The sequence below is a fragment of the Burkholderia perseverans genome (assembly GCF_022870505.1).
Taxonomy (GTDB): Bacteria; Pseudomonadota; Gammaproteobacteria; order Burkholderiales; family Burkholderiaceae; genus Burkholderia; species Burkholderia plantarii.
Genome location: NZ_CP045094.1, coordinates 999,787 through 1,026,494 on the forward strand (window position 1 = coordinate 999,787; position 26,708 = coordinate 1,026,494).

Here is a 26,708-nt window from a genome sequence, read left to right on the forward strand (position 1 = left end):
GTCGGCGAGTCGGGCGCGCTTTCGACGCGCGGCTCGCGTGGCGCCGTCCCGGTGGCTCGCCGGCTTTCGCCGTGACGGCGAGGTCGGCGGCCGGGGCCGCGGATCAGCGGATCGCCGCGAGCACCGCCTCGATCGACTGGCCGATCGCGAGCAGCGCGTCGTCGCGATGGGGCGCGGCCGCGACCATCAGGCCGACCGGTGCGCCGTCACGCGGATGGCATGGTACCGACAGCGCGCAGGCGTCGAGGAAGTTGAACGCGCTCGGATTGCGCAGGATCAGCGCGTTGGTGCGCGCGAACGTGGCGTCGTCGTGCTCGAGCTCGGCGATGCGCGGCGGCACGACCGGCACGGTCGGCGCGAGCACCGCGTCCACGCCCGACCAGAGCGTGCGGTCGGCCTCGTCGAGCATGGCCGCGCGGGCCGCGAGCAGGTCGAGATAATCGGCGGCCGAAGCGGGCTGGCCCTTCATGATGCGCACCAGCACGCGCGGGTCGTAGCTGTCGCGGCGGTGTTCGAGCAGCGGCCGGTGCCAGGCGTAGGCCTCGATCGACGGGAAACCGAAGCGGTTGATGTCGGCGAGCCGCTCGAGCGGGGCGAAGCGCAGGTCGGACAGGATCGCGCCGGCCGCCGCCAGATGCTCGAGCGCGGCGCCGAACGCGGCCGTCACCTTGGCGTCCATGCCGTCCGTCACATAATGATTGAGCACGCCGAGCCGCACGCCTTCGAGCGGCCGCGCGGCCGGCACGCGCGGCGCGAGCCCGGCGAGGATCCGGTCGACCAGCGCGCAGCAGGCGACCGACACGCCGATCGGCCCGAACGAGTCGAGCGTCGACGACAGCGGCACGCCGCCGTCCTTCGGCACCCGGCTCGCGGTCGGCTTGAAGCCGGTCAGCCCGCACAGCGCGGCCGGAATCCGGAGCGAGCCGCCGGTGTCGGTGCCGAGCGCGACGGCCGCCATGCCGTCGGCCACCGAGGCGGCGGCGCCCGACGACGAGCCGCCGGCCACGCGCGCGTCGCCGGCCGCCTCGCGCCGGTACGGCGAGCGCGGCGTGCCGTAGTGCGGGTTCAGCCCGAGCCCCGAGAACGCGAATTCGCTCATGTTGGTGCGCCCGACCAGCACCGCGCCGGCCCGGCGCAGCCGCGCGACGGCCGGCGCGTCGGCCGCCGCCGGCGGCGCGTCGTCGAGCGCGCGCGAGCCGGCTCGCGTGACTTGGCCGGCGACGTCGAACAGGTCCTTGACCGACACCGGGATGCCGGCCAGCGGCGACAGCACCGTGCCGGCCGCGCGCAGGCGGTCGTGCGCGTCGGCCGCCGCGCGCGCCGTGTCGGCGTCGACGCCGGTGAACGCGATCGCGCCCTGGCCGTCGGGCGCGGCGATGCGGTCGAGCGCGGCGTCGACGAGCGCGCGGCTGGTCGTGCGGCCGGCCGCGAGATCGGCGGCCAGCGTGGCGAGCGGCGGGAAGGGGGCGAAAGTGGTCATGGCGGCGTCGGGACGAAAGAGGGGCGAAGGGTGGCCGGAGTCGGCCGGCGTCGCGCGGCTTGCGCGGTGTGCCGGCCCGCGGGCTGACTGACGATGGTAGGGGGATCGATCGCGGGCGTCCAGCCTGCGCGCCGGCCCGCTTCGCGCCGGCGGCCGCGGGTTCGACGCGGTTCCGGCAGCCGTTGCAACAATGTTGCGGAATGTGAGCCGGTTTGCCGCTGATCCTTTACTGACGGATAATGAATCTTCGTCGAACATTCGCGTGACAGACGCGCCAGACCATCGTCATGAGCGAAAACACGCCTCCCGCTCCGTCTTCCGGCGTTCATCCGGAATCCCCCACGGCCACCGACATGGCCGATTCGATTGCCGCCTCCACACCGGCGCCCGAGCCGCCGAAACTGTCGCCGGCCGTGTTCGCGGCGCAGGTTCCCGCCGCGCAGGACGTCGCCGTCGAACCCGCGTTCGTCCCCGCCGATCCGCTCGCGGCCACCTTGGCCGAGACGCCCGTCGCGGCGGCTCCGGGCGCCGCCGGTCAGCCGGTCGGCGCGGCCGGGGTGACTTCGGCTGGTGTCGCCGCCGCGCCGGCCGGTGCCGCCACCGGCGGCGAGCCCGCGGCCGGCCAGGCCCGCGCCGGTTCGCCGCCGCCCGGCTTCGGCGCCGCGCCCGATTTCGAAACCGCCCGCCCGCCGCCCGCCTCGGCGCAGCCGGCCCCGCCCGCCTACCTGAAGCGCAGCGACACGCCGTGGTCGGTGTTCGGCCGCATCGTCGCCGCGCGCGCGCGCCGGCTGTTCGACCGGGCCGGCCAGCGGATCACGCAGCGCACGCTGCGGATCGGCGTCTCGGCCCGGATCTTCCACCCAGAGCCCGGCGCCAGCGGCCTGCGCGGCAAGACGCTGCAATATCTCGAGGAATCGATCGCGCACTGGGTGATGTCGCGCGACGTGCTCGTGTTCATGATCCCGACCGTCGGCCACCAGGGCATGCTGCACCCGAGCAACATCCGGCTGCGCGACTACGCGAAGCATCTGGACGGGCTGCTGCTGCAGGGCGGCGCCGACGTGTCGCCGCAGACCTACGCGGTGTCCGACGCGCGCCCCGAATGGCCGGGCGACCGCGTGCGCGACATGTACGAGCTCGAGCTGCTGCACGAGTTCGTCGAGTCCGGCAAGCCGGTGCTCGGTGTCTGCCGCGGCTGCCAGTTGATCAACGTCGCGTTCGGCGGCTCGCTCTACCAGGACATCGCCACCGACGTGCCGACGGCCGGCATCCACGTCAGCGAGCATTACGACCAGCACCGCCACGCGATCCGCTTTCCCGACAACTCGACGCTCGCGAACATGTTTCCGGGCCGCCGCGAGGCGATCGTCAACTCGATCCACCATCAGGCGATCCGCGATCTCGGCCGCGACCTGAACATCGAGGCCGTGTCGGCCGAGGACGGCATCATCGAGGGCATCCGCTATCGCCGCGCGCCGTTCGTGGTGGGCGTGCAGTGGCACCCGGAGTTCCATCGCGCGGGCGGCGCCGAGCTGCTCGACTGCACGCCGCTGCTCGACACGTTCCTGCGCGCCGCGCGCGAGACGCGGCTGTAACGGCGCCTGCGTCGTTGTCTGCCGCGTCCCGCCGCGGCAAGTTGCCGGCCGACCCGTGTTCGCGGGCGGCCGGCGCGCGATTCAGGCGATAATCGCGCGGCCTCTTTCCTCGTTCAGGAGCCTCAGCTTGAGTACGCGCAGCAGGGTTGCCCACTTCATCGGACAGACGCTGCCGGGCGCCGCGCTGGCCGCGCTCGCGATCTGCGGCGCGCATGCACTGGCGGCCGAGGCCGCTGACGCCGATACCGCAACTGGTGCGACGCATGCCGCGGCTACCGCGTCGCCGGCTTCGCCGCGGCCCGCCGCCGATGCGTCCGCTGCCGCCGATACCACGCCGCTGCCCGATTCCTCGCCGCCCGTGGCCGGCACGCGCCCCGACGTCACGACGCTGACGGCCGGTGACGGCGAAGGCGCCGCCGCGTCGTCGCCGCTTGCCGCCGGGGACGCACAGGGCGACGTGGCCGAACTGATGCGGATGCTGCGCGATCACCAGCTGACGGAGATGCGCACGACCTATAACGGCAGCTACGGCGCGAGCCTGCTGTTCTATCCGCAGGAGATGACCTATTACGTCGCGCTGTTCCAGGACAAGCATTTCTGGCGCGTGGTCAAGTCGCAGGAGCGTCCGCGCGCGGAGATGATCTACCAGAACTTCGCGGACCAGACCGTCCAGCTGTCCGACATCGAGCTGCGGCGTACCGAGCTGGCCGCGCAGAAGCAGTTTCTCGAGCGCGTGATCGGCCTGTCCGAGGATCATGCGAAGCGCCTGCAGGCCGATCTCGGCATCGCGCGCGAGCAGCAGGCGCAGATCGAGGCGCGGCAGCAGGCGGCGCAGGATCAGGCGCAGGCGCTCGCGGTCGAGCAGCGCGCCTCGGCGGCGCGGCTGCACGAGCTGCAGCGGCGCGTGCGGCGGCTGCAGCAACAGAACGAGAGCGGGCTCGCGCCGGACACGCAGTGAGCCGGTCGCCGAAGCTGACGATCCGGTTTCATGCGTGCCGCCATTTGCGATTCGTGTAATTGATTCGAAAGTATTGGCGCGCCGCTCATCACTTCCCCGCATACCCCACGGCGACGTTTTGCGCGACACTGCGGTACAGTCGGCGGACACCGGCCGGCCGCGCGGCGACGCCCGTCGCGCGGTGCGATGCCGGTCCGCCACCGCATTCGGCCGCCGTGCCAGCTTCGGCCACCTCGCGACGGCGCACGCGCTGCGCCGCGCCATGCTCTATCGAGATCAATCATGTCAACTGCGACTCACACGCCAGTCAAACAGGAATCCAAGGCCCGCACCGTGTTCCGCGTGGTCAGCGGCAATTTCCTGGAAATGTACGACTTCATGGTCTACGGCTACTACGCCTCGGCGATCGCCAAGACCTACTTCCCGAACGGCGACGCGTTCGCCTCGCTGATGCTGTCGCTGTCGGTATTCGGCGCCGGCTTCCTGGTGCGCCCGATCGGCGCGATCGTGCTCGGTGCGTACATCGACCACCACGGCCGCCGCAAGGGGCTGATCCTCACGCTGGGCCTGATGGCGCTCGGTACGCTGGCGGTCGCGACCGTGCCCGGCTACGCGACCATCGGCGTGCTCGCGCCGATCCTCGTGCTGCTCGGGCGGCTGTTGCAGGGCTTCTCGGCCGGGGTCGAGCTCGGCGGCGTGTCGGTCTACCTGTCGGAGATCGCAACCAAGGGCAACAAGGGCTTCTATACGTCGTGGCAATCGGGCAGCCAGCAGGTGGCGGTGGTGTTCGCGGCGCTGGTCGGCGTGCTGCTGCACAGCCTGCTGCCGGTCGAGCAGATGACGGCCTGGGGCTGGCGCGTGCCGTTCCTGATCGGCTGCCTGATCGTGCCGTTCCTGTTCCTGATCCGCCGCTCGCTGAAGGAAACCGACGAGTTCCTCGCCAGGCGCCACCGCCCGAGCATGGGCGAGATCATGCAGTCGATGGCGCAGAACTGGGGCGTGGTGCTGGCCGGGATGGGCATGGTGATCATGACCACCGTGTCGTTCTACATGATCACGGCCTACACGCCGACCTTCGGCAAGGAGGAACTGCACCTGTCGTCCGTCGATGCGCTCGTCGTGACGGTTTGCGTCGGCCTGTCGAACCTGCTCTGGCTGCCGCTGTCGGGCAGCGTGTCGGACCGCATCGGCCGCCGGCCGGTGCTGATCACGTTCACGGTGCTGACGCTGCTGACCGCCTATCCGGCCGTGCAGTGGCTGGTGGCCGAGCCGTCGTTCATGCGGCTGCTGATCGTCGAGCTGTGGCTGTCGTTCCTGTACGGTTCGTACAACGGCGCGATGGTGGTCGCGCTGACCGAGGTGATGCCGGCCGACGTGCGCACCGCTGGCTTCTCGCTCGCCTACAGCCTCGCGACGACGATCGGCGGCTTCACGCCGGCGATCTCGACGCTGCTGATCCACGAGACCCACAACAAGGCGGCGCCGGGGCTGTGGCTCGGCGTGGCCGCGATCTGCGGGCTGATCGCGACGCTGGTGCTGTACCGCACGCCGGAGTCGCGCCGCCAGTACAAGGCGGTTTGACGACGAGCGCCGCGATTATTCGTGGCGGGATGGGATGCGAAGGGAGCGCGGTGGCGCTCCCTTTTGTTTTGGAACGGGCGTGGCGTGGCATGTCGCGCGCTTGCCGCACTGCATGCCGGAGTCGCACGGCGGTTTGACGGCGCTGTGAGTTTCGCGACGGGAAGTGATGGAAAGGGAGCGCCTTGGTGCTCCCTTTGCTTTTTGAAGACGGGGCGGCGACGCGGCATGCCGTGTGTTTGCCGGAGGCCGCCTGGCGCAATCAGCCCGCTTGGCCCGGACCGATGCCGGGCAATCCGCTTCGCCCGGTTTCATCGGCGCCGGCGGCGCGTCGCGGCAATGGGCAGGAAACCCGGCGAAACTAGCCAGCCTCGACGCGCCGGGCCACGGCCGCCACCACCGCGTCCCAGGCGCCGGGCGCCGGCTGGCGGAACAGTTCGGCGCGCGGATACCAGGGACTCTCGTCGCCCGTGAACCAGCGCCAGTCGGCGGCGAACGCGAGCATCAGCCAGAGCGGCTTGCCGAGCGCGCCGGCCAGGTGCGCGACGGCGGTGTCGATCGACACCACGCCGTCGAGCCGGTCGATCAGCGCCGCGGTGGACGCGAACTCGTCGAGACCGTCCACGGTGTGGATGCGCGCGCGTTGCGGATGCGCGTCGAGCGCGGTGCGATCGGCGTCTGACAGGTTCGGCTGCAGCACGATCCAGTCGATGCCGGCGATCGCGAACAGCGGCGCGAGCGCGGCGAGCGGCACCGCGCGATTCTCCTGCACCTGCTGCCGGCCCGACCAGACGATGCCGAGCTTGCGCTTCGACTGGCCGCCGAGCGAACCACGAAAGCGCCGCCGCGCGGCTTCCGGCACCGCGAGATAAGGCGTGCGCGACGGAATGTCGGCGAAACCGATGCCGAGCGCGTAGGGCAGGCTCAGCAGCGCGCAGCCGAGATCGGCGTCCTGCCGCGCGCGCGCCGATGCGCCGGCCGCGACCACCGACACGCGCCAGCTTCGCGCGAGCGGCTCCAGCAGCGAGAGCAATTCCGGCTGTACCTCGAGCACGAGCCGCGCGCAGCGCGCGCGCGCGAGCGGCACGAAGCGCGCGAACTGCAGCGTGTCGCCGAAGCCCTGCTCGGCGCGCACGAACAGCGTGCGTGAATCGATGGGCTCGCCGCGCCATATCGGCAGGCCGCCCGGATCGGGCGCGCCGGGCAGCGCGTGCCGCGCCTCGTAGTCGGGCAGGCCGCGCGCGAAATCGCCGAGCGTGAGCAGCGTGACCGCGCGGTGCATGCGCGCCAGCGTGTGGCCGGGCACCAGCCGCAGCGCCTGGTCGAACGCGCGCAGCGCCAGCTCGTGCGCGCCGAGCGCGTGATGCGCGGTGCCGAGGTTCAGCCAGCCGAGCACGAGCGACGGGTCGAGGCCGATCGCGCGTTCGTAGCGCGCGCGCGCCTCGGCATGGCGGCCGAGCGCGGCGAGCGCGTTGCCGAGCCCGAGCAGCGCGACCGGGAACGCCGGATGCAGCGCCAGCGCGTGCTCGAACGCGTGAACGGCTTCGGCATGGCGGCCCACCGCGTCGAGCGTGTTGCCGAGGTTGAAGTGGGCCGCCACGAAGCGCGGCTCGGAGGCGAGCGCGGCGCGGAAATGGCCGACCGCCTCGTCGACGCGGCCGAGCGCCGAGAGCGCCATGCCCAGATTGTTGTGCGCGCCCGCATGGCCCGGGCGCAGTTCGAGCGCGCGCCGGAACGCGGCCAGCGCGTCGTCGTGGCGGCCGAGCGCGTTCAGCGCGTTGCCGAGATTGTTGTGGATCGACGCATCGCCGGGCGTGAGCCGCAGCGCGCGCTCGAACGCGGCCGCGGCGTCCTCGTGGCGCGCCTGCGCCGCGTAGGCGTTGCCGAGGTTGTAGTGCGCGAGCGGGAAATCGGGCGCGAGCGAGAGCGCGTTGCGGAACCGCACGATCGCGTCGTCGAGCCGGCCGAGCGCCTTCAGCGCGTTGCCGAGGTTGAGCTGCAGCGCGGCGTCGTTCGGGCGCAGTTCGACGGCGCGGCCGACCAGCTCGGCCGCCTCGTGGTTCTGCCCCTGCTGATGGCGCAGCACGCCGAACAGATGCAGCGCGTCGGCATCGGCGGGATTGGCCGCGAGCGCGGCGCGGTAGTCGCGCTCGGCATCGGCCAGACGGCCCGCGCGGTGCGCCGCGAACGCGCGATCGAAAACGGTTTCCATGACGCAAGACTGACGGGAAAGCGGCATTTTCCCATAACCGCGGCACCGGTCCGGGCATTTCCGGGTCGGCCGTTCGGCATATGGTCCGGGCGCGGCGGCCGGCGTAGACTGGGGACCGTTGTGTTTCGCGGAGGTCGCCCCATGCTTGCCGTTCCTCTCGATCTCGCGCCGGTGCTGGTGGTCGGCGCCGGGCCGACCGGCCTCGCCGCCGCGCTGTCGCTCGCGCGTGCGCAGGTCCCCGTGCGCATCATCGACGCCGCGCCGCGGCCCGGCCGCTTTTCACGCGCGATCGGCATCCAGGCGCGCACGCTCGAACTGTTCGAGCAGCACCGGATCGTCGAGCCGTTTCTCGCGCTCGGTCATCGCGCGCGTCTCGCGCACCTGCATTCGGGCGGCCGGCGCATCGCCGCGCTCGATTTCGACCCGCTGCAGACGCGCTATCCGTATCTGCTGATGCTCGACCAGACTGAGACCGAGCGGATCCTCACCGAGCAGCTGGCCGGGCTCGGCGTCGTGATCGAACGCGCCGTCACGCTCGTGCGCTGCCGCCAGGAGGGTGACGCGACACGCGTTTCGCTGCGGCACGGCGACGGGCACGAGGAAGCGGTCGAGCCGCCTTACCTGATCGCCGCCGACGGCGCGCACAGCACGGTGCGCCATCAGCTCGGCGCCGGTTTTGCCGGGCACGCGTTCGAGCAGACCTTCCTGCTCGCCGATTTCTTCGCCGCGCCGGACTGGCCCGACGACGAGATCCACCTGTTCGCCACGCACGACGGGCTTGCGGGAATGCTGCCGCTAGGCGGCGGCCGCTATCGGCTCGTGGCGGACCGGCCGCCGGGCAGCGGCGACAGCGCCAACGGTAACGGCGGCGAACCCGACGCGGAAGGCAAGGGCGCGGGCCCCGCCTCCGCCCCGCATGCCGGCGATGCCGGTACGGCGGCGGCCGCGGCGCCGTCGCTCGAGACTTGCCGCGAGATCGTTCGCACCCGCATCGACGCCGAACTGACGATCGACGAGCTCGTCTGGTCCTCGTATTTCCACCTGAACAGCCGCATGGTCGAGCAGCTGCGCCTCGGCCGCGTGCTGTTCGCGGGAGACGCGGCTCACGTCCACAGTCCGGCCGGCGCGCAGGGAATGAACACGGGCATCCAGGAGGCGTTCAATCTCGGCTGGAAGCTCGCGCGCGTGCTGAAGGCCGGCGCGCCCGAGCGGCTGCTCGACAGCTATCACGCCGAGCGCCATCCGATCGAGCGCGACGTGCTGCGCCAGACCAGTTTCATCACGCAGGTCGTCGAGGCCGATCGGGGGCCGCTGAAGCTGCTGCGCGAGCATCTGGTGCCGGTGCTCGCGTCGCTCGGGCCGGTGCGCGACGCGCTGCGCCGCTCGGTCAGCGAACTCGCGGTGCAATACCGGAAGAGCCCGTTGACGCTCGAACGCGTGCTCGACGGCGGTCCGCGCGCCGGCGAGCGCGCGCCCGACGCGCTGCTGCGCGTCCATGACGGGCCGCTCGGGCAGGCGCCCGGCGTCGCGCGCCTGTTCGACCTGCATGACCCGGCGCACTTCACGTTGCTGATGATCGAGGCGCCCGAGCAGGCGGCCGAAGGCGACCGGGACGGCCGCGAACTGACGGCCGCGCTCGATCGCCTGATGCCGGGCGCGATTCGCCACTGGCGCGTGACCGAGGCCGACGAGCCGGGCGCGGCGCCGCTCGGCGAGGTCTACGGCCATACGCTGCCGAGCTTCTATCTGTTGCGCCCGGATGGCTATATCGCCGCGCGCGGGCGGCCCGCGTCCGATGCGAACGCGCTGCTGCGGCATTGCGAGATGTGGTTCGCGGCGGCGAACCGGCACGCCTGATGGTGTTTTCGAAGGCGTGTGGGCGGTATCGACAGGAGAGCGAGGGCGGGCGACATGCCACGGTGGCATGGCGCCCGACGTCAAGGCGCGGGGGCGAGCGCCGCAATGGAACGGGCGGAACGGCGCGCACCGCGCTGCGCGCGGCATAGGCCATTCCGCCCTGACGGCAACGGGCTAGCCGTTGCCGGGGTGAGCCCGCCGCGGGGCAACCCGCGATTCAGCTCAAGCCGCCGGCGACACCATCGGTTCGAGCGCCGTGCGATGCGTGAGCAGCGCCTCGCGCACGACCGGCAGCAAGGCGCGGCCGGCTTCGTCGCCGCCCGTGCCGTCGAGCGCCGCGAGCAGCGTGCGGCGCATGCGCGGTTCCCAGAAGCGCCGGATGTGATCGGCGATGCCGTTCACCGCTTCGTCGTGGTCCGGCATCGATCCGAAGAACGTGCCGATCTGGTTCGCCATCGTGATCAGGTGATCGACTTTCATCGCGTCCTCGTCCTCACTTGCCCGAGCCGACCGGCACGGCAGCCGCATCGCGCTGCCGCAGCAGGTCGATCTGCTCGGCGTTGAACCGCGAATACTGGCGCTGCCATTCCGACGGCTGCGTGACGGGCAGCACCTGTACCGCCGTCACCTTGTACTCGGGGCAGTTGGTGGCCCAGTCCGAGCTGTCGGTCGTGATCACGTTCGCGCCCGATTCGGGGAAGTGGAACGTGGTGTAGACCACGCCCGGCTGCATCCGGTCGGAGACCAGCGCGCGCAGCACGGTCTGTCCCGCGCGCGACTCGATGCCGACCCAGTCGCCGGTGTCGATGCCGCGCTCCTCGGCGTCGTGCGGATGGATCTCGAGGCGGTCCTCGTCGTGCCAGTGGACGTTCTCGGTGCGCCGCGTCTGCGCGCCGACGTTGTATTGCGAGAGGATCCGCCCGGTGGTCAGGATCAGCGGATAGCGCGCGTTGACCTTCTCCGGCGACGCCACGAACTGCGTGATCACGAAGCGGCCCTTGCCGCGCACGAAGTGGTCGATGTGCATGGTCGGCGTGCCTTCCGGCGCGTCGTCGTTGCACGGCCACTGGATGCTGCCGAGCTGGTCGAGCTTCGCATACGAGACGCCCGAGAAGGTCGGCGTGAGCGAGGCGATCTCGTCCATGATCTCGGACGGATGCGTGTAGTGCATCTCGTAGCCGAGCGCGCGGGCCAGCAGCAGCGTCACTTCCCAGTCCGCATAGCCGGCCAGCGGCGGCATTACGCGGCGCACGCGCGAGATGCGGCGTTCCGCGTTGGTGAACGTGCCGTCCTTCTCGAGGAAGGTCGAGCCCGGCAGCAGCACGTGCGCGTATTTCGCGGTTTCGTTGAGGAAGATGTCCTGCACCACGATGCATTCCATCGACGACAGCGCGGCCGCCACGTGCTGCGTGTTCGGGTCCGACTGCACGATGTCCTCGCCCTGGCAGTAGAGGCCCTTGAAGCTGCCGTCGAGCGCCGCGTCGAACATGTTCGGGATCCGCAGGCCCGGCTCGGGCTGCAGCGTCGCCGACCAGGCCGCCTCGAACTGGGCGCGCACCGTCGAATCGCCGATGTGGCGGTAGCCGGGCAGCTCGTGCGGGAACGAGCCCATGTCGCACGAACCCTGCACGTTGTTCTGGCCGCGCAGCGGGTTGACGCCCACGCCCTCGCGGCCGACGTTGCCGGTGGCCATCGCGAGGTTCGCGATGCCCATCACCATGGTCGAGCCCTGCGCGTGCTCGGTCACGCCGAGCCCGTAGTAGATCGCCGCGTTGCCGCCCGTCGCATAGAGCCGCGCGGCCAGGCGCACCTGCTCGGCCGGCACGCCGGTGATCGCCTCGTTGGTTTCCGGCGAGTTTTCCTCGCGTGCGGCGAACTCGCGCCATTGATCGAATGCGCGCGACTCGCAGCGCTCGGCGATGTAGGCCTCGTCGAGCAGGCCCTCGGTGACGATCACGTGCGCGAGCGAGTTGATCATCGCGACGTTGGTGCCCGGCCGCAGCTGCAGGTGATGCGAAGCCTTCACGTGCGCGCCGTCGACGATGTCGATGCGGCGCGGGTCGATCACCACCAGCTTCGCGCCTTCGCGCACGCGCCGCTTCAGGCGCGAGCCGAACACCGGGTGGCCGTCGGTCGGGTTCGCGCCGATCACGACGATCACGTCGGCCTTCGAGATCGAGGCGAAGGTCTGCGTGCCGGCCGATTCGCCGAGCGTCGTCTTGAGGCCGTAGCCGGTCGGCGAGTGGCACACGCGCGCGCAGGTGTCGACGTTGTTGTTGCCGAACGCGGCGCGCACCAGCTTCTGCACGAGGTAGGTTTCCTCGTTGGTGCAGCGCGACGAGGTGATGCCGCCGATCGAGTCGCGGCCGTATTGCTGCTGCAGCTGGCGGAAGCGCGACGCGGCGTAGCCGATCGCCTCGTCCCAGCTCACCTCGCGCCACGGGTCGGTGATCTTCTCGCGGATCATCGGCTTGGTGATGCGGTCCTTGTGGGTCGCGTAGCCCCAGGCGAAGCGGCCCTTCACGCAGGCGTGGCCCTCGTTGGCGAGGCCGTTCTTGTGCGGCGTCATGCGCACCACCTGCGAGCCCTTCATCTCGGCCTTGAACGAGCAGCCCACGCCGCAGTAGGCGCAGGTCGTCACGACCGAGTGCTCGGCCTGGCCGAGGAACGTGACGCTCTTCTCCTGCAGCGTCGCGGTCGGGCAGGCGGCCACGCAGGCGCCGCACGACACGCATTCCGATTCCATGAACGTGCCGCTCTCGCCGGCCGCGACGCGCGATTCGAAGCCGCGCCCGGCGATCGTCAGCGCGAACGTGCCCTGGGTTTCCTCGCAGGCGCGCACGCAGCGGTTGCAGACGATGCACTTCGACGGGTCGTAGCTGAAGTACGGGTTCGACTCGTCCTTCGTCGCCTGCAGGTGGTTGTCGCCGCCGAAGCCGTAGCGCACCTCGCGCAGCCCGACCACGCCGGCCATGTCCTGCAGCTCGCAGTCGCCGTTGGCGGGGCAGGTCAGGCAGTCGAGCGGGTGATCGGAGATGTAGAGCTCCATCACGTTGCGGCGCAGCTTCTGCAGCCGGTCGCTCTGGGTGCGCACCTTCATGCCGGCCTCGACGGGCGTGGTGCAGGAGGCCGGCGTGCCGCGCCGCCCCTCGATCTCGACGAGGCAGAGCCGGCACGAGCCGAACGGTTCGAGCGAGTCGGTCGCGCACAGCTTCGGCACGTGGACGCCGGCCTCGATCGAGGCGCGCATCACCGAGGTGCCGGCCGGCACCGTCACGGCCTGGCCGTCGATCTCGAGCGTGACGTCGGTATCCGAATGGCGGAACGGCGTGCCGTAGTCGGTATCGTCGAACGGATCGCGGCGCGCCTGCGCGGCGCTCTTGCAGGCGCAGTTGCCGGAGCCGCAGCCGCCGGCGGGGGCGCTGCTGTCGAATGCTTGGGTGGACATCGTGGTCTCCTGTCAGGCCGCGGCTTTCGACGCCACGGGGGCGCCGGCGAGGCCGAAATCTTCCGGAAAATGATCGAGCGCGGACAGCACCGGGTACGGCGTCATCCCGCCCATCGCGCAGAGCGAGCCGGCCATCATCGTGTCGCAGAGGTCGCGCAGCAGGTGGACCTGCTTCTCGGACCTGTCGCCGCCGCGGATCTTCGCGATGGTCTCAACGCCGCGCGTCGAGCCGATCCGGCACGGCGTGCATTTGCCGCACGATTCGAGGACGCAGAACTGCATCGCGTATTCGGCGAGCTCGGCCAGGTTCGAGGTGTCGTCGTGCAGCACGATGCCGCCGTGCCCGACCACCGCGCCGACGGCCGCGTAGGCCTCGTAGTCGAGCGGAATGTCCCACTGGCTCTCGGGCAGGTAGGTGCCGAGCGGGCCGCCCACCTGCGCGGCGCGCGCCGGGCGCCCGCTCGCGGTGCCGCCGCCGAACTCGAACAGCAGCTCGCGCAGCGTCACGCCGAACGCGAGCTCGACAAGGCCGCCCTGGCGGATGTTGCCGGCCAGCTGGAACGGCAGCGTGCCGCGCGAGCGGCCCATGCCGTAGTCGCGATAGAACGCGGCGCCGCGCGCGAAGATGATCGGCGCGGTGGCCAGCGTGATCACGTTGTTGATCACGGTCGGCTGGCCGTGCAGGCCTTCGAGCGCCGGCAGCGGCGGCTTGGCGCGCACCACGCCGCGCTTGCCTTCGAGCGATTCGAGCAGCGCGGTTTCCTCGCCGCACACGTAGGCGCCGGCGCCCTTCGCGACCTCGAGCTCGAACGCGCGGCCCGAGCCGAGCACGCTCTCGCCGAGCCAGCCGGCCGCGCGCGCCCGCGCGATCGCCTCGTTCAGCGCCGCGATCGCGTGCGGATATTCACTGCGCACGTAGATATGGCCGCGCGTCGCGCCCGTCACCACGCCGGCGATGATCATCCCCTCGATCAGGCAGTACGGATCGCTCTCCATGATCAGGCGGTCCGAGAACGTACCCGAATCGCCTTCGTCGGCGTTGCAGACCACGTATTTCTGCGCGGCGCGCGCCTGGCGCACCGTGCGCCACTTGATGCCGGCCGGGAACGCGGCACCGCCGCGCCCGCGCAGGCCCGATTCGATCAGCTCCTCGCAGGCTGCGGCGCCGTCGAGCGTCAGTGCGCGTTTCAGGCCGTCGAGACCGCCGTGCGCGAGATAATCGTCGACCGACAGCGGATCGGTGATGCCGATTCGCGCGAAGGTCAGGCGCTGCTGGCGCTTGAGCCAGGGCAGTTCGTCGACGAGGCCGACGCGCGACGGATGCTCGCCGCCTTCGAGCCAGCCGGCGTCGAACAGCGCGCCGACGTCGGCGGCCGACAGGTTCGCGTAACCGACGCGGCCGGCGGGCGTGGCGATTTCGACGAGCGGTTCCAGCCACAGCAGGCCGCGCGAGCCGTTGCGCACGAGATCGATGGCAATGCCGCGCGCGGCGGCCTCGGCCGCGATCGCGCGGGCCAGCGCCTCGGCACCGACCGCCAGCGCGGCCGAATCGCGCGGCACATGGATGCGGACGACGGGCTGGCTCATGCGGGCTCCTTCAGGTCGGCGGCGGTGTCGGCGACGGCCGCGGCGAGCAGCGCGTCGAAGCGCGCCGGGTTCAGGCGCGCGTGCGGCTCGCCGTTGATCATCGCGGAAGGCGACTGCGCGCAGAAGCCGAGGCAGTAGACCGATTCGAGCGCGACGTCGCCGTCGTGCCCGGCGTCGATCCGGCAGCCGGTGCGCGCCTGCGCGTGCTCGACCAGCGCCTCGCCGCCGAGGCTGCGACAGGCCTCGGCGCGGCACAGCTGGATCGTCACGCGCGCGGGCGGCGTGGTGCGGAAATGGTGGTAATAGGTGAGCACGCCATGCACTTCGGCGCGCGACAGGTTCAGCGCTTTCGCGAGCAGCGGCACGCAGCCCTCGGGCACGTAGCCGGCTTCATCCTGAATCGCGTGCAGAATTGCCACGAGCGATTGACCGGCGCGCGCATGTCGCGAGACGAGCGCGTCCGCTGAAACGGGGGATGGGGACATCCTGAGCTCCTCCAGGTCCATATGCTCGGAATTTCATATATCCGGGCACTGACACTGTTGTTTGATCGAGTGCTGGAGACGATAAGCCGTTAGAATCCAGGTCGCAATAAGAAACGAGGTTGCATAAATGATTCGAGTCGAATGCGACGCACATCTGATCGTGCGCGACAGCGAAGGGCGCACGGCCAGCCTGTCGGACGTGGTGCCGCTGCTGGAACTGGTCGCGACGACGGGCAGTATCGCCCAGGCCGCCGAGGCCAAGGGTTTGTCCTATCGTCACGCCTGGGGGCTGCTGCGCTCGCTGGAAGCCTGCGTCGGCGGCGTGCTGATCGAGACCGCGCGCGGCAAGGGCACCTCGCTGTCCGAGCTCGGCGCGGCCGTGGTCGGCGCGCAGCGGCTGGTCGGCGAGCGGCTGGGCGGCAACCTGCGGGCGCTGGCGGCCGAGGTCGCCAGCGAGCTGAACCGGCGCCTGACCCAGCATCCCGGCGCACTGCGGATCCATGCCTCGCACGGCTACGCGGTGGCGGCACTGGTGTCGTCGCTGGTCGACGGGCACGCGCAGGTGGACATCAAGTATCGCGAGAGCGTCGAAGCGGTGATGGCGCTCGCGCGCGGCGAGTGCGATCTGGCCGGCTTCCATCTGCCGCACGGCGCGTTCCGCGCGAACTGCGCGCAGATCTACCGGCCCTGGCTCGACGACACGCGCCACGTGCTGATCCACCTGACGCGGCGCAAGCAGGGCCTGTTCATTCCGCGCGGCAATCCGAAGGGCGTGGTGGGGCTTGCCGATCTGGCGCGCGACGACGTGCGTTTCGTCAATCGCCAGCCCGGTTCCGGCACGCGGATGCTGCTCGACCTGGCCCTGCGCGAGATCGGCGTCGATCCCGAGGCGATCAACGGTTACGCCTCGGCCGAACTGACGCATTCCGCGATCGCGGCGTTCGTCGCGAGCGGGATGGCGGATCTCGGCTTCGGCGTCGAGCCGGCCGCGCATCATTTCGGGCTGGCGTTCATTCCGGTGGTCGACGAGGACTATTACTTCGCCTGCGACCGCGACCGGCTCGGCGAGGCGCCGCTGGCCGGCGCGCTCGCGCTGCTGCGCGAGATGCCGTATCGCGATACCGTCGCGCGGCTCGACGGCTACGATCCGGGCGCCTGCGGCACGCTGCTGTCGGTCGCCGACGGGCTGTCGGGGGGGAGTTCGGCCTGACGTGGCGCCGCCCGGCCTCGCTTGGTCGCGCGCTCCGTGGTGCAATCCATGACGAAACGAGGACGCGGGCGATGCCGGACCGGCACGCCCGAGCATCTGGCCCCGGAAATTGCCGGTAACGTGGCGCGGGTGCCGAGATCGCTGCACGCAGCGACCATTTGCGCTACGCTTTTCGTTTAGCCAACATTACCAGCCACCGCGCCGCAACCCGGCGCCCCGACTTCATGAAACTCCTTGCCAATCTCGCCGCCGTCGCCGTGACGGCGGGTGTGCTGTCCGCCGTCGCTTCGGTTTCGTTCGCGCAGAATTCGCCGGGCGTGCCGGGCGGCATCCTGACCGACCAGTTCAAGTTCAACGAGCATCCGCAGATGCAGTTCGCCGCGTCGGCACCGTCGAAGAAGTACCAGAACGGCAAGCGCTCCGACGCGCGCAAGAAGGGCGACATGGGCGATCCGAACGGCTGCAACCTGCAGTGCCCGGACGACCAATAAACGCCGGTCGGTAGCGGGCGGGCGCGGGTTCGCCGCCCGTCCGTCGATGCCGGAGCGGCGGGTTGCTCCGGCGAGCGCCCGCTTGCTGCGCTTGTTTCCTGTGGTTTTCCCTCGTTACCCCCGCTTTGCCTGCCGCGCCGAAGGTTGCTCCACCGGCTCGCGGTTCCTGTCCCGCGGCACGCCTGCCGCCTCATCCCTCCACGTCGATCCCGCCGCCGATTCACGCCAGATGGTCGTGCTCGTCGGCGAAGGTGCGGATCAGAAAATCGACGACGGTTCGCGTCGGTAGATCCTTGCGGCCCTCCCGCCGCGTCAGCAGCCACAGTTCCCGGGGCGGTGGCGCGTGGTCGAGCGTGCAGGGCACGAGCGCCGCGTCGCCGCGGCCGATGAAGTTCAGCAGCAGGGCGATGCCGGCGCCGGCACGCGCGGCGGCCGCCTGCGCGAGCTGGCTGCCGCCACGGATGGCGACCCGCGCCTGCGGGAAATGCCGCGCGAGCCAGACCGCTTCGGGCAGATGCGCGTTCGCCTCGTCGAAGCCGACGAACACGGGCGCGTCGCCCGCCGCGAGCCGCCCGGCCCATTGCGGCGTCGCGTAGAACCCGTAGCCCGGCGTCGCCACCGATTTCGCGATCACGTCGCCGTCGTCGGGGCGCCCGAAGCGCAGCGCGATGTCGGCCTCGCGGCGATCGAGGCTGATCGTGCGGAAGTCCGACGCCACGTCGATGTCGAGCGACGGATGCCGCGCGGCGAGCGTCGCGAGCCGCGCGATCAGGAAGTGCTGCACGAGGCTCGGCGGCGCGTTGAGCCGGACCAGCCCGCGCGGGCTGTCGTCACGACCGCCGCGGCTCAGCCGTTCGGCCGCCGTTTCCATCTCGCTCGCGCCCGCCAGTGCGCGGGTTCCGGCCGGCGTCAGCACATAGCCGTCGGGACGGCGCTCGACCAGCCGCTCGCCGAGCGTGTGTTCGAGCGACTGGATCCGCCGCGAGATCGTGGCGTGCGAGACCGACAGCGCGCGGGCCGCCGCCGACAGGCTGCCATGTCGCGCCAGCGCAACGAACACGCGGACGTCCTCCCAGTCTAGCGGTGTGCGAATTTGATCAGCCATTGTATGAAATTGGGGAATTTTCGAACATTGAGATGCAGCCTAGCATGGGGTCCTCGATAGCCAACCGGAATTTGCGATGACCACCTCGAACCTCTCCCTGACGCTGATCGGCGGCCCGACCGTGCTGATCGAATTCGACGGCGTGCGGCTGCTGACCGATCCGACCTTCGACCCGCCCGGGCTCTATCAGGAAACGCCCGTGCGGTTCGAGAAGACCTCGGGGCCGGCCCTGTCGGTCGAGGCGATCGGCGCGCTCGATGCGGTGCTGCTGAGCCACGACCATCATTTCGACAATCTCGACCACGCGGGCCGCGCGATGCTGCCCGGCGTGCCGGTGGTGCTGACGACGCAGGCCGGGGCGGGGCGCCTCGGCGGCAATGCGCGCGGCCTCGCGCCGTTCGAGACCCGCACGCTCGACACGCGCGGCGGCCGGCGCCTGCTGGTGACCGCCACGCCGGCGCGCCACGGCCCGGTCGGCATCGAGCCGTATTCGGGCGACGTGGTCGGCTTCGCGCTCGGCATCGAGCAGCCGGGCGACCTGCTCTACGTGACGGGCGACACCGTCTGGTATCACGGCACGGCCGAGGTGGCCGCGCGGTTCGCGCCGCGCGTGGTGGTGCTCTATACCGGCGCCGCGGAGCCGCGCGGGCGCTTTCACATGACGATGGGCAGCGAGGACGCGCTCGAGGCGGCGAGCGCGTTTCCCGACGCCACGCTGGTCGCGGTCCACAACGAGGGCTGGGTCCATTTGAAGGAAACGCATGCGCAGCTCGAGGACAGTTTCACGAAGCTGGGGGCCGGCGGCAGGCTGACCGCGCTCGAACGCGGCCGGCCGTTGCGGATCGAGTGGTGAGCGCGTGAAGGCACGGGGCGCAGCGGCGCCAGCCTGTCCGCCACGGCCCGTCTGCCGCGCCCGCTACCGTGTTACTGCTTCAGGCAGCGCACCCAGTAGTTGCCTTCGTCGTCGACCTTGACGCCCTGCAGCTCCGACTCGAAGCCGGGGAACAGGCGGCTGAACCGTTCCATCGCGAGCAGGTAGTCGACGATGGCGTGCGCGTCCGGCGCGACGCGTTCGCCGGGCATGATGACCGGAATGCCCGGCGGGTAGGGCGTGACCATCACGCCGACGGTCCGTCCCACCATGTCGCGCACGCGCACCTTCTCGGTGCCGTCGCTGATGAGCCGCTGGTACGCCTCGCCCGGCGACATCACGGGCGAGGCCTTGGCGGTGCAGGCCGCGTCCAGCAGCGGCGTCATCTTCAGTTCGCGCTTGGTCCGGTGGATCGCCGCGCAGAGTTCGCGCAGCGTCATGTCGCGGTAGCGCGGCGACAGCGCGGCAAGCTCGGGCAGCGCCGTGGCGAGGCTCGCGTCGGTGTCGTGCAGGCGCTTGAACTCGAGCAGCGATTCGATCAGCGTGCCCCACTTGCCCTGCGTCGAGCCGAGCGCGTAGAGGATCAGCAGGTTGTAGTCGCCGTTGCGGGCCGGGATCGTGCGGCGCGTGCCGAGGAAGCGCGAGACGACCGGCGCGGGAATGCCGAAGTCCGTCTCGCGGCCGAGCGCGTCGATGCCGGGGCAGGTGATCGTCACCTTGATCGGATCGAGCATCGCGTAGCCGTCCTCGATATCGCCGAAGCCGTGCCACGCCTCGTTGGCGCGCAGCCACCAGCAGGTCGGGTCGCGCTCGAGCGTGGCGTTGGGCACGTCGAGGAACGGCACGCGCTTGCCGTCCACCTGAACCTCGTCGGGCTGCCAGACGCCGAACCACCAGCCGTGGCTGCCCGACTTCCCGAGCTTGGCCGCCATCGTCAGCATCGTCTTGCGGAAGTCGACGGCGTCGTTGATCGCGTCGCGCAGCAGCGCCTTGCCCGACTCGCCCTTCATCATCGAGGTGGCGACGTCGATCGACGCGATGATCGGGTAGAACGGCGAAGTCGTGCCGTGCATCATGAACGACTGGTTGAACACGTCGTGATCGATCGGCGCGCGTTCGCTGTTGCGGATGTGGATCATCGAGGCCGACGAGAACGCCGCCAGCATCTTGTGCGTGGACTGCACCGCGATCAGCGTCGGCCGCTCGGGCAGGTCTTCCGGCACGCCCATCGCATAGCGGCCCGCATAGAGCGGATGGAATTTCGCATAGGCATACCAGGCCTCGTCGAACTTGATGCGCGGCACCGATCCGGCCAGCTGGCGCGTGATGCGGTCGACGTCGTAGATCAGGCCGTCGTAGGTGGAGTTGGTCACCACTGCGTAGACCGGCGCCTTGCCGCGCGCGCCCTCATGCATCGGGCTCGTCGCGATCTCGTCGCGGATCGCCGCGGCCTCGAACTGTTCGGGCGGGATCAGCCCGATCAGCCCGTAGCCGTTGCGGGCTGGCTTGAAATAGATCGGCCGCGCGCCCGTGATGGTGAGCTCGTGGTTCACCGACTTGTGGCAGTTGCGGTCCACCAGCACCATCTCGCCGGGCCGCAGCATCGCGTGGCCGACGATCTGGTTCGACTGCGAGGAGCCGCCGACCACGTAGTAGGTGGCGTCGGCGCCGAAGGTGCGGGCCGCCTCGCGTTCCGATTCGCCGGGCACGCCGCGATGTTCGAGCCAGTTGCCGAGGTCGGGCGTCGCGATGCCGATGTCGGCGCGCATGATGTTCTCGCCGAAGAAGCGCAGGAACTCGCGGCCGACCGGATGCTTGAGATAGGCTACGCCGCCCTGGTGGCCGGGGCAGTCCCAGTAGTAGGGGCGATCCTCGGCATAGGACTTGAGCGCCTTGAAGTACGGCGGCAGCAGCGAATCCACGTATTGCTTCACGGCGAAATCGACGCGGCCGGCGATGAAGGTCGAGGTGTCCTGGCCCAGGTGGACGTATTCGCGCACCTCGCCGAGGATGCCGATCGGCAGGTCGGTCATCACGGCGCGCTCCGCCGCGAGGATGATCGGCACACCGGTGTTGTGGCGCCGGATTTCCTCGATCATCGAGATGTAGTGCAGGCCGTCCTGCTCGCCGCCGCAGAGGTCGGCATCGATCACGATGCAGCCGAGCGTGCTCTCCGCTTCCTTCGTCAGCAGGCCCGGCTTCAGCGTCGTTTCGTGCAGGATCGAGTAGCCGTAGCTGTCTTTCAGCAGTTGGCCGATCTTGCGGACCTCCTCGGCGCCGGGCTTGCTCATCGATTCCTTGTCGAAGCCGATGACGAGGATGGGGAAGTGCGTGTTGTCACGATGGTTCATGAGATTTCTCCGAAGGAATTCGCCACGGCCTTGCCGAAATGATTGGCATTCCTTAAAAAGTGAATCCGGATGCGGGCCGGTTTGCCCGCCTGTGACGCGTCAGGCGCGGGCGGCCTTGTTGCGGACCACGAGCGAGTAGAGCGGGATCGTCACCATGATCAGCGCGGTGCCCCAGAAGATCGACTGGGAGCCCGAGCCGAGCAGCGCGAAGATGCTGTAGACCACGCCGATCAGGGCCAGCACGGCGTAGAGCTTGAAGGTCGGGCCGATGTTCATCTTCTTCGAGGCCATGATGATGGGCAGTGCCACCACCGCGTACATGTAGGGCAGCAGCGAGGCGAACACCGACATCAGGATGATCACCTGGAACTGCGCGGCCAGATCGGGGGAGGCCGTCAGCAGCAGCACGCCCGACATCAGCACGCCGGTGACGACGAGCCCCTTGACCGTCACGTCGTTGCGGTTGGTGTCGGCGAAGAAGCGTGGGAACAGGCCCCGTTCGGCACCCGAGCGGGCCGATTCGCTCTGCAGGATCAGCCAGCCCGAAATCGAACCGAGGCAGGCGATGATGCTGAGCGCGGAGACGATTTCACCGGCGCGTGGACCGAACATGTAGCGTGCCGAATCGGCGAACGGCGCGGCCGACTTGATCAGCACTTCATGCGGGACGATGCCCATGATGACCGTGCAGCTCGCCACGTAGCAGACCGCCGCGATCAGCAGGCCGATGACGGTGGCGCGTGGCACCGTGTACTCGGGGCGTTCGACCTGGCCGGTCGACACCACGGCGGATTCGACGCCGAGAAACCCCCAGAGCGCGATCGAGGCCGCCGTGATGATCGCCGTGCCGCTGCCGTGGGGCGTGCCGTTGTAGACCTCCGTGAAGGTGTGGGGGTTGAACCAGCCCCAGCCGCCGAGCCCGATGCCGAGCACGACGATCAGCATGCAGGTGGCGGTGAACGACTGCGCCCGCCCGGCCACCCTGGCGCCGAAACACGACAGGCCGATGAAGGCCCACAGAATCACGATGGCCGTCACGCTGCCGACCATCGGGTTCTTCATCTGAGGAAAGAAGTAGCTCAGGTAGCCGACGCCGGCCACCAGCAGCGCGACGTTGCCGACCCAGGCGCTGATCCAGTAGCAGAACGTGGACTGGAAGCCGATGAACGGCCCGAACGCGTCGCCGGCGTAGGCCACGATGCCGCCCGCGCGCTGCTGGACCAGGTTGGTCTTGGCGAACACCAGCGCCAGCGCCATGACCCCGACGATCGTCAGCGCCCACCCCCACACCGAGATGTAGCCGACGTTGGCGAGGTTGGTGGGGAGGAGGAACACCCCGGAGCCCATCATGTTCGAGGCGGTGACGAGCGTCAGCGCGACGAGCCCCATCTTTTTGGTCGACATGACCTGTGCATTTCCCATTTTCCGCTCCATGAAAGTGAAGGACGCGCTTCACTATAAAGCTTGTATAGACAAGTTAAAGGGCGGGACCGGCAGGCGATTGACGCGGTGATTGACATCAATCAGGGTAATTGTTCGACTATTTCGCGATAGCGTGCGGCAGTCATCGCGGTGTCTTTTTTCTGCGTGCGGCGCAACGATTTGGGCCGCGCGCTTCGCATTGGCGTACATCGTTTCCGCCCGCGCCGGACACTGATGCGCGGCCCCCTTACGCTTTTCGTGCTCTCACTTTCATCGGGGTTTGACATGTCCCTTGCGATCGGCAACGTGAACGGCAGCGATGGTATCGATACGCTCGGCGCCGCCAATTCGGCCCAGAGCCAGTTGATCCAGTTGCTGCAGCAGATCGAGAACGCGATTCATCAGCTGCTGGCCCAGATGAGTTCCGACGACAACAACAAGGTCGGCGGCGGCCCGTCCGGCGCCGGTGGCGGTGGTGGCGGTGGTGGCGGTGGTGGCGGCATGGGCGGCGGGTTCCCGCAGCTCGCCGCGCAACCGGCGGGCGCCGGTGCCGGCACGCCCGCCGCGGGGTCGCCCGCCGCGGGATCGCCCGCCGCGGGATCCCCCGCAGGCGCGACGCCGGACGCCTCGACGCTGGCTGCCGCGTCGCCCGCGGGCGCGACCACGCCGGCCACGACGACCGACCCGTCCGCGTCGTCGGCCCCATCGTCGGGCGCCGCCGGCCTCAGCAACAACGCGGGCGGGGTGGCGCAGGCCGCCGCCACGAACGGCGTCAGCCCCAATTCGGTCAAGGTCGTGAACACCGGTACCGGCGACGACAAGACGTTCAACGTGACCAACAACACGAACCGCGAGCAGTCGTTCACGTACTCGGTGCAGGGGCAGAACAAGGGGACGATTACGCTGGAGCCGGGTCAGACCGGTTCGTTCACGGCCGGTTCGGGTGACATCGGGGTGCGGATCTCGCCGTCGGACGCGAGCGGCAACACGCATCCGGACGAGGTGCTGTACGAGGACGGCGGCGCCGACAACGGCCAGGCGTCGGGCGCGGGCAACCCCGACATCAGCAAGGTCGACGGCAACAAGGATTTCGGCGGCCAGGCGACCAACATGACGGTCACGATGTCGGATGGCCGCACGGCCGGCGACGGCGACGCGATCCACGCCTATCAGTACTCGACCGACGACGCGGCCTCGATGGGCCTGGCCGGCGATCCGAGCAAGACGGCGAATATCGTGCTGTCGGACGCGTAAGCGTTGTCGACCGCCACCGCGGGCCGCACGCGGCCGGTGGCGTTCGCACCGGCCGTCGGCCACCAGCCACCCCGCGCGGCGAACCCGGCGGGGTTTTGCTTTTTCGGCCATCGGGCATCGTCGGGCGCCGGAGGGGGCGCCTCGTCCTCGTGCGCGGCGCGCGACGCGCGTCGAGGCCGGAATCGGGCTCCGGCGATGGTGTAAAGTTGCGTGCGCCGAACCCGGCCCGCGCCTGTCGCACGCGTCATATCTTGGTCGCCGGATCTTCCGGACGGTCGCCCCGGGGCGGCACGACCACGAGGAAATTCCCATGTACGAGAAAGGCACCACGACCGCGGCGCGCGGCGGGGCCGCGTGATGATCCGCTACACGCTGGATCCGGCCGAGGTCGAGCTGTCGGCGATGCGCGCGCAGGGCGCGGGCGGCCAGAACGTCAACAAGGTGTCGAGCGCGATTCACCTGCGCTTCGACATTCGCGCGTCGTCCTTGCCTGACCTGCTCAAGGAGCGCCTGCTCGCGCTGTCGGACCAGCGGATCACGCGCGAGGGCGTCGTCGTGCTCAAGTCGCAGGAATACCGGACCCAGGAGCAGAACCGCGTGGCCGCGCTGGCGCGGCTCGACGCGCTGATCGCGAGCGTCGCCGTGGTGCGGCGCGCGCGCGTGGCGACGCGCCCGACGCGCGCCTCGAAGGAGCGCCGGCTCGACGCGAAGAACCGGCGCGGGGCGATCAAGGCGGGCAGGGGGAAGGTTGGCGAATGACGCCGGAGCGCGCGCCGGCGGCATCTTGTGAAGTCCGTGCGGTCACCGGCCATTCTTTGATGCGACCGCCATGCGTGTTGCCGCAGGTCGCCGGTGCCGGCGGGACGAGATCGGCCGATCGACAGACGGCCGCCAATCCGTGACAATACGCCCCCTCTCGCGTCAGCCCGGCACAGGCCAGATGAAACTCGACAAGTGGATCCTCGCGGTATTGCTCGGCTGCGCCATGCAGGGCGCCTCGGCGGCCGGCTACGATTTCTCGCTCGCCGCCTCGCAGGCGTGCCCCGGTCTCGATCGCTTCACGCCGACGCACAACGTCGGCGAGGTCATGACGGAGGTCCGCGCGATGCCGCACGATTTCGAGGACGCCAATCCCGCGAACAAGAGCGTTTGCACGCCTCACTACGGCAGCTATCTGCAGATGTCGCGTTCCGGCCCGAGCTGCCGCATCTTCGACAACGAGGCGATCGGCGTGGTGCTGTTCGGGAAGCAGGATTCGCAGGTGAAGAGCCTGCTGGACAACGGCGCGCTGCTGTATTTCCTGGCCGATGCCGATGACGCGCGTGAGCGGGCGGCCAAGCGCCTGCGCGCCGAAGGCTTCGTGCGCGTGGCGGACGCCGACTATGCGGGCCTGCTCGGGCGCCCGCTCGCGGCCGACGAGCAGCTCGACATCTATCGCAGGGGCGAACTGCTCGTCACGCTGAATCGCGACACCAGGCAGCATCGCTTCTCGGCGATGATCTCGGATCGCGCGATGCTGAAGATCGTGAATCGCGACGAGACGAATTGCGCGAAGTGATGGCAGCCGCGCAGGCCGGGCGGTAGTCCTGCCCTCCGCGTTCGACGACGCGGCGTTCGCGACGCCGACAACAAAAAACCCGCGAGGCCTTGCGCCGTCGCGGGTTTCCTGTTGATGCCGGTACAGCCTCGGGTGTCGGGTGGTGGAGACGGCGGGAATCGAACCCGCGTCCAGAAGCGGTCCACGACCAGTTCTACATGTTTAGTCCTGTCTTTTGATTTAACCGCCACGTCGCGGACGAACACGCTGCGGGACGGCGATCCGCTAGGTTTTCGACCCTGCCGTCGCGGCGCCGGCAGGGCTTAACTGACGTATATGACCTCTGGCGGTATTGCTACCGGTCTTGCGACACTAGCCCGTCAGTGAACTAGGCAGAGGACGGCGGCCGTTAGGCTGCCAGTGCGAACGTATCGTCGTTTGCAGTTACGTTTTTCCCATTGATTAACGAGGTGACGGGTCCTCGACATGCCCTAGCCGCTTCGCAACCCCTGTCGAAACCAGGTCGCCCCCACGGACCTGACATTATAGCGCAACATTGCGCAAAAGCTCGTGCAATGCATCCGTGGTCGCGGCGAAGTGCTGGGCCTGCCACGTTTCGGGCGGTGCGCCGTCGCCGCAGTAGCCGTAGGCGGCGGCGATCGTCGCCATGCCGGCGGCGGTGCCTGCCTGGATGTCGCGCAGATCGTCGCCGACATAGACGATGCGCTGCGGCGCGATGCCCATCTGGTCGGCCGCGTGCAGCAGCGGCGCCGGGTGCGGCTTCGAATGCGCGGTGGTGTCGCCGCAGACGACGCTGGCCGCACGCGGCGTGAGGCCGAGCAGCGCGACGAGCGGTTCGGTCAGCCGCGTCGCCTTGTTCGTGACGATCCCCCAGCGCACGCCGCGCGCGTCGAGCGCGTCGAGCAGCTCGGCGATCCCCGGAAACAGCGTCGTCTTCACGCAGATCGCGGCGGCGTAGTTGGCGAGGAATTCCACGCGCATCGCTTCGTATTCGGGCGCGCCCGGCGCGATGCCGAAGCCGCCGCCGAGCAGCCCGCGCGCGCCGGCCGAGGCGAGCGGCCGCAGCGCGTCGAGCGGCGTTTCCGGCAGGCCGCGCTCACGCTGCATCTTGTGAACGGCGCCGGCCAGGTCGGGGGCCGTGTCGGCGAGCGTACCGTCGAGGTCGAACAGCACCGCGTCGCAGGCGGCGAGGGACGGCGCCGCGACGGCGGCGAGCAGAGCAGGGGAGGTGGACATGCGGGCGGCG

General features: G+C 69.9%; 20 protein-coding genes and 1 other RNA gene. 10 read left to right on the forward strand and 11 right to left on the reverse strand.

Annotation, left to right across the window (positions count from 1 at the left end; all coding sequences use genetic code 11):
* Positions 1–103: 103 nt before the first annotated feature.
* Positions 104–1,480 carry an amidase gene (locus tag BpN12_RS19060; protein ID WP_246797046.1) on the reverse strand — a complete coding sequence of 459 codons (1,377 nt, stop codon included), beginning with the start codon at positions 1,478–1,480 and terminating at the stop codon, positions 104–106.
* 287 nt (positions 1,481–1,767) lie between these two features.
* Here BpN12_RS19060 and BpN12_RS19065 point away from each other — a divergent pair, with 287 nt between their 5' ends.
* From BpN12_RS19065 to tcuC, 3 genes are all read left to right on the forward strand, one after another.
* Positions 1,768–3,075, forward strand: a complete 1,308-nt coding sequence (locus tag BpN12_RS19065) for a gamma-glutamyl-gamma-aminobutyrate hydrolase family protein (RefSeq protein WP_246797047.1) — start codon at positions 1,768–1,770, stop codon at positions 3,073–3,075.
* A 127-nt stretch (positions 3,076–3,202) separates the two neighbouring features.
* On the forward strand, positions 3,203–4,033 hold the full coding sequence (locus tag BpN12_RS19070; RefSeq protein ID WP_342346216.1) for a DUF2968 domain-containing protein: 831 nt from the start codon (positions 3,203–3,205) through the stop codon (positions 4,031–4,033).
* A 282-nt stretch (positions 4,034–4,315) separates the two neighbouring features.
* The gene (tcuC, locus tag BpN12_RS19075) at positions 4,316–5,614 is read left to right on the forward strand and encodes an MFS transporter (protein ID WP_246797048.1); all 1,299 of its coding nucleotides are present in this window, start codon (positions 4,316–4,318) and stop codon (positions 5,612–5,614) included.
* A 358-nt stretch (positions 5,615–5,972) separates the two neighbouring features.
* Here tcuC and BpN12_RS19080 read toward each other — a convergent pair whose 3' ends face one another.
* Complete coding sequence (locus tag BpN12_RS19080) at positions 5,973–7,823, reverse strand: tetratricopeptide repeat protein (protein ID WP_246797049.1); 1,851 nt, start codon at positions 7,821–7,823, stop codon at positions 5,973–5,975.
* 141 nt (positions 7,824–7,964) lie between these two features.
* Here BpN12_RS19080 and BpN12_RS19085 point away from each other — a divergent pair, with 141 nt between their 5' ends.
* A complete protein-coding gene (locus BpN12_RS19085; protein WP_246797050.1) occupies positions 7,965–9,680 on the forward strand; it encodes an FAD-dependent monooxygenase in 1,716 nt (571 codons plus the stop codon).
* Positions 9,681–9,902: 222 nt separating this feature from the next.
* On the opposite strand, the gene BpN12_RS19090 is transcribed toward BpN12_RS19085, so the two are convergent.
* The 4 genes from BpN12_RS19090 to BpN12_RS19105 are packed head-to-tail and all read right to left on the reverse strand — an operon-like array spanning position 9,903 to position 15,200.
* Positions 9,903–10,160 (reverse strand): formate dehydrogenase subunit delta, encoded by a 258-nt coding sequence (locus tag BpN12_RS19090; RefSeq protein WP_198249913.1) that lies wholly within the window; start codon positions 10,158–10,160, stop codon positions 9,903–9,905.
* 13 nt (positions 10,161–10,173) lie between these two features.
* Entirely contained in the window at positions 10,174–13,128 is a 2,955-nt protein-coding gene (gene fdhF / locus BpN12_RS19095; RefSeq protein ID WP_246797051.1) for a formate dehydrogenase subunit alpha, read from the reverse strand.
* A gap of 12 nt (positions 13,129–13,140) precedes the next feature.
* Positions 13,141–14,715, reverse strand: coding sequence for a formate dehydrogenase beta subunit (locus tag BpN12_RS19100; protein ID WP_246797052.1), 1,575 nt, complete (start codon positions 14,713–14,715; stop codon positions 13,141–13,143).
* Positions 14,712–15,200: an NAD(P)H-dependent oxidoreductase subunit E gene (locus BpN12_RS19105; RefSeq protein ID WP_246797053.1), complete on the reverse strand. Its 489-nt coding sequence runs from the start codon at positions 15,198–15,200 to the stop codon at positions 14,712–14,714. Before BpN12_RS19105 ends, BpN12_RS19100 begins: the two co-directional genes overlap by 4 nt.
* A gap of 127 nt (positions 15,201–15,327) precedes the next feature.
* On the opposite strand from BpN12_RS19105, the gene BpN12_RS19110 reads away from it, so the two are divergent.
* Positions 15,328–16,410, forward strand: coding sequence for a substrate-binding domain-containing protein (locus tag BpN12_RS19110; RefSeq protein ID WP_246797054.1), 1,083 nt, complete (start codon positions 15,328–15,330; stop codon positions 16,408–16,410).
* A gap of 224 nt (positions 16,411–16,634) precedes the next feature.
* The gene (locus tag BpN12_RS19115; protein ID WP_246797055.1) at positions 16,635–16,901 is read left to right on the forward strand and encodes a hypothetical protein; all 267 of its coding nucleotides are present in this window, start codon (positions 16,635–16,637) and stop codon (positions 16,899–16,901) included.
* Positions 16,902–17,121: 220 nt separating this feature from the next.
* On the opposite strand, the gene BpN12_RS19120 is transcribed toward BpN12_RS19115, so the two are convergent.
* Complete coding sequence (locus BpN12_RS19120) at positions 17,122–18,006, reverse strand: LysR family transcriptional regulator (protein WP_246797056.1); 885 nt, start codon at positions 18,004–18,006, stop codon at positions 17,122–17,124.
* 76 nt (positions 18,007–18,082) lie between these two features.
* On the opposite strand from BpN12_RS19120, the gene BpN12_RS19125 reads away from it, so the two are divergent.
* Positions 18,083–18,859 carry an MBL fold metallo-hydrolase gene (locus BpN12_RS19125; RefSeq protein WP_246797057.1) on the forward strand — a complete coding sequence of 259 codons (777 nt, stop codon included), beginning with the start codon at positions 18,083–18,085 and terminating at the stop codon, positions 18,857–18,859.
* 71 nt (positions 18,860–18,930) lie between these two features.
* Here BpN12_RS19125 and BpN12_RS19130 read toward each other — a convergent pair whose 3' ends face one another.
* Both BpN12_RS19130 and BpN12_RS19135 read right to left on the reverse strand, forming a co-directional pair.
* Positions 18,931–21,228: an Orn/Lys/Arg family decarboxylase gene (locus tag BpN12_RS19130; RefSeq protein ID WP_246797058.1), complete on the reverse strand. Its 2,298-nt coding sequence runs from the start codon at positions 21,226–21,228 to the stop codon at positions 18,931–18,933.
* Between the two features lie 99 nt (positions 21,229–21,327).
* On the reverse strand, positions 21,328–22,632 hold the full coding sequence (locus BpN12_RS19135) for an amino acid permease (protein WP_246797059.1): 1,305 nt from the start codon (positions 22,630–22,632) through the stop codon (positions 21,328–21,330).
* A gap of 303 nt (positions 22,633–22,935) precedes the next feature.
* On the opposite strand from BpN12_RS19135, the gene BpN12_RS19140 reads away from it, so the two are divergent.
* From BpN12_RS19140 to BpN12_RS19150, 3 genes are all read left to right on the forward strand, one after another.
* Positions 22,936–23,904 carry a hypothetical protein gene (locus tag BpN12_RS19140; protein ID WP_246797060.1) on the forward strand — a complete coding sequence of 323 codons (969 nt, stop codon included), beginning with the start codon at positions 22,936–22,938 and terminating at the stop codon, positions 23,902–23,904.
* Between the two features lie 354 nt (positions 23,905–24,258).
* Positions 24,259–24,663, forward strand: coding sequence for an alternative ribosome rescue aminoacyl-tRNA hydrolase ArfB (arfB, locus tag BpN12_RS19145; protein WP_246797061.1), 405 nt, complete (start codon positions 24,259–24,261; stop codon positions 24,661–24,663).
* 181 nt (positions 24,664–24,844) lie between these two features.
* Positions 24,845–25,462 (forward strand): hypothetical protein, encoded by a 618-nt coding sequence (locus BpN12_RS19150; RefSeq protein WP_246797062.1) that lies wholly within the window; start codon positions 24,845–24,847, stop codon positions 25,460–25,462.
* A 140-nt stretch (positions 25,463–25,602) separates the two neighbouring features.
* Here BpN12_RS19150 and ssrA read toward each other — a convergent pair.
* Positions 25,603–25,972, reverse strand: a transfer-messenger RNA (tmRNA) gene (gene ssrA / locus BpN12_RS19155).
* A 12-nt stretch (positions 25,973–25,984) separates the two neighbouring features.
* A complete protein-coding gene (gph, locus tag BpN12_RS19160; RefSeq protein WP_246797063.1) occupies positions 25,985–26,698 on the reverse strand; it encodes a phosphoglycolate phosphatase in 714 nt (237 codons plus the stop codon).
* Positions 26,699–26,708: the final 10 nt, after the last annotated feature.

What these genes read in the sequence shown, in the direction of transcription:
- BpN12_RS19060 (WP_246797046.1), bottom strand. Translation starts at nt 1,480, where the DNA reads ATGACCACTTTCGCCCCCTTCCCGCCGCTCGCCACGCTGGCCGCCGAT.
- BpN12_RS19065 (WP_246797047.1), top strand. Translation starts at nt 1,768, where the DNA reads ATGAGCGAAAACACGCCTCCCGCTCCGTCTTCCGGCGTTCATCCGGAA.
- tcuC (WP_246797048.1), top strand. Translation starts at nt 4,316, where the DNA reads ATGTCAACTGCGACTCACACGCCAGTCAAACAGGAATCCAAGGCCCGC.
- BpN12_RS19080 (WP_246797049.1), bottom strand. Translation starts at nt 7,823, where the DNA reads ATGGAAACCGTTTTCGATCGCGCGTTCGCGGCGCACCGCGCGGGCCGT.
- BpN12_RS19085 (WP_246797050.1), top strand. Translation starts at nt 7,965, where the DNA reads ATGCTTGCCGTTCCTCTCGATCTCGCGCCGGTGCTGGTGGTCGGCGCC.
- BpN12_RS19090 (WP_198249913.1), bottom strand. Translation starts at nt 10,160, where the DNA reads ATGAAAGTCGATCACCTGATCACGATGGCGAACCAGATCGGCACGTTC.
- fdhF (WP_246797051.1), bottom strand. Translation starts at nt 13,128, where the DNA reads ATGTCCACCCAAGCATTCGACAGCAGCGCCCCCGCCGGCGGCTGCGGC.
- BpN12_RS19100 (WP_246797052.1), bottom strand. Translation starts at nt 14,715, where the DNA reads ATGAGCCAGCCCGTCGTCCGCATCCATGTGCCGCGCGATTCGGCCGCG.
- BpN12_RS19105 (WP_246797053.1), bottom strand. Translation starts at nt 15,200, where the DNA reads ATGTCCCCATCCCCCGTTTCAGCGGACGCGCTCGTCTCGCGACATGCG.
- BpN12_RS19110 (WP_246797054.1), top strand. Translation starts at nt 15,328, where the DNA reads ATGATTCGAGTCGAATGCGACGCACATCTGATCGTGCGCGACAGCGAA.
- BpN12_RS19115 (WP_246797055.1), top strand. Translation starts at nt 16,635, where the DNA reads ATGAAACTCCTTGCCAATCTCGCCGCCGTCGCCGTGACGGCGGGTGTG.
- BpN12_RS19120 (WP_246797056.1), bottom strand. Translation starts at nt 18,006, where the DNA reads ATGGCTGATCAAATTCGCACACCGCTAGACTGGGAGGACGTCCGCGTG.
- BpN12_RS19125 (WP_246797057.1), top strand. Translation starts at nt 18,083, where the DNA reads ATGACCACCTCGAACCTCTCCCTGACGCTGATCGGCGGCCCGACCGTG.
- BpN12_RS19130 (WP_246797058.1), bottom strand. Translation starts at nt 21,228, where the DNA reads ATGAACCATCGTGACAACACGCACTTCCCCATCCTCGTCATCGGCTTC.
- BpN12_RS19135 (WP_246797059.1), bottom strand. Translation starts at nt 22,632, where the DNA reads ATGTCGACCAAAAAGATGGGGCTCGTCGCGCTGACGCTCGTCACCGCC.
- BpN12_RS19140 (WP_246797060.1), top strand. Translation starts at nt 22,936, where the DNA reads ATGTCCCTTGCGATCGGCAACGTGAACGGCAGCGATGGTATCGATACG.
- BpN12_RS19150 (WP_246797062.1), top strand. Translation starts at nt 24,845, where the DNA reads ATGAAACTCGACAAGTGGATCCTCGCGGTATTGCTCGGCTGCGCCATG.
- gph (WP_246797063.1), bottom strand. Translation starts at nt 26,698, where the DNA reads ATGTCCACCTCCCCTGCTCTGCTCGCCGCCGTCGCGGCGCCGTCCCTC.